General features: G+C 69.1%; 2 protein-coding genes. One reads left to right on the forward strand and one right to left on the reverse strand.

Going from position 1 to position 1,837, the window contains the following annotated elements:
* On the forward strand, window positions 1-506 hold a 506-nt coding region (locus AB0J52_RS38730; protein WP_500188030.1), incomplete at its 5' end, for an alpha/beta hydrolase family protein.
* Window positions 507-609: 103 nt separating this feature from the next.
* Here the strand turns inward: AB0J52_RS38730 and AB0J52_RS38735 are convergent.
* A complete protein-coding gene (locus AB0J52_RS38735) occupies window positions 610-1,554 on the reverse strand; it encodes a trypsin-like serine peptidase (protein ID WP_500188031.1) in 945 nt (314 codons plus the stop codon).
* Between the last annotated feature and the right edge of the window lie 283 nt (window positions 1,555-1,837).

The raw sequence follows: 1,837 nt of genomic DNA on the forward strand, positions 1-1,837 counted from the left end.
TGGTCGACCTCGGCGTCGCGGACGCCGAGCGGCTGGCGATCCGCGGCGGCAGCGCGGGCGGCTGGACGACCCTCGCCGCGATCACCACCACCGACCTGTTCGCCGCCGGGACGTCCTACTTCGGGATCAGCGACCTGGCGTCGTTCGCGGCCGCCACCCACGACTTCGAGTCGCACTACCTGTTCGGACTGATCGGGCCGCTGCCCGGATTCGAGCGCGCCTACGAGGAGCGCTCGCCGCTCGGGCACGCGAGCCGGGCGTCCTGCCCGGTGCTGCTGCTGCAGGGCCTGGACGACCCGATCGTCCCGGCCGACCAGTCCGCCCGGTTCGCCGAGGCGCTGGACGAGCGGGGGGTGCCGTACGCGTACCTGACATTCGAGGGCGAGTCGCACGGCTTCCGGCGCGCCGAGACGGTCATCACGTGCCTGGAGTCCGAGCTCGCGTTCTACGGCCGCACGCTCGGGTTCGAGCCGGTCGGCGTCGCGCCCATCGAGCTGACGACCTGAGGGGATTTCCCCGCGGAAATGAAACTGCGGCGCGCCCGAGGGCACGCCGCAGTTTTTTCTTTTCCGGGTCACCAAGCGGTTGATTTCCGGGTGGGCAGGCGGTTCAGGCCTTCTTGTCGGCGGCCGACCGCAGGTTGTAGACGTCCCTGTCGAAATACGGCGAGTAGGACCGCCAGGAGACGCTGCCGCCTTCCTGGTAGCCGCCGATCACGCCGTTGACGTAACCGGTGTGCGACTTGGCGTTGTACCAGAGCAGCCAGGGACTGCCGCTGGTGCCGCCGTAGAAACCGCTACAGTCCATCCGCACCTGGTACTTCCACTGCCGGGCCGTCTTGGTCTTGCAGTAGATCGGGCGATTGCTGCGGCTGGGGTAGCCCGCGACGTTCACCCAGTTGCTCATCCCCTGGTTGATGGCCAGCTTGTTGTAGCCCACGACCTGCTCGATCCTGCGACCACCGCGCGCGTTCACCGCGATGAAGCCGTAGTCGAGGTCAGGGTCGCTGTTGGAGGCCCAGCGCTTGTCCACCATCAGCATCTTCGCCGACCAGATGCCGTAGGGACGCTTGCCGTTGTCGAACTTCGGCACGAACGCCACGTTGCGCGAGTAGCCTCCGCCGCGCCCGCCGTGAATGCAGTGCGCCGCCGTCAGCAGCAGGCTCTTGGAGTAGCTGTGCAGCACGCTGGCCGTGCAGTAGTGGTTGCCCTTGCCGTTGTTGAAGAACACCGCGCCGACCGTGGGGATCCCGCCGAACGCGGCGGACTTCGGCACGGCCTGCGCCGTCACGCTCCGCTCGCCCATCTGGGGGCCCGTCGCGGGCGCCGCCGCCTTGGGTCCCCCGACCGGGGTCGCCGAGGCGAGCCGCTGCGGCGTCCAGTAGCTCTCGGCGCTCTGCGCCTCGGTCGAGCTGATCTGGAGGTTGGCGGAGATGTCCTCCACCGTGTGCGTCCTGGCCCGGTCCTGGCTGACCAGCACCGCGCCCGTCGTGACCGCCGCGACCCCCGTGACCGCTACAACCGCATAGGTGACCCGCATCCGACCCTTTCGCATTCGCCCGAAAATACCGACTCTTCCGTCACGCCACAACGCGAATGATCATTCTGGTCCGGAAACCTAACCGGATGATCGGGAGCTTCGCAGTGGCTGCGCCGGGCGAAGACCCACTCCATGCCGTCGCTTGGGACCATGGTCGCCCTGGCGGTCCGGCCCGCCGGCCGCCGGTCGCCGGGTGCGGCAGGTCCGGCCATCGGAGTGCTGCCGGTACGTCTCCGGCCTGGCCCTGCGGCGGCGGTGCCGTGGTGCCGAGACCCCGGCCCGGACGGTTCGGATGTCC

Origin of the sequence: Spirillospora sp. NPDC049652 (assembly GCF_040675125.1) — a bacterium.
GTDB lineage: Bacteria > Actinomycetota > Actinomycetes > Streptosporangiales > Streptosporangiaceae > Spirillospora.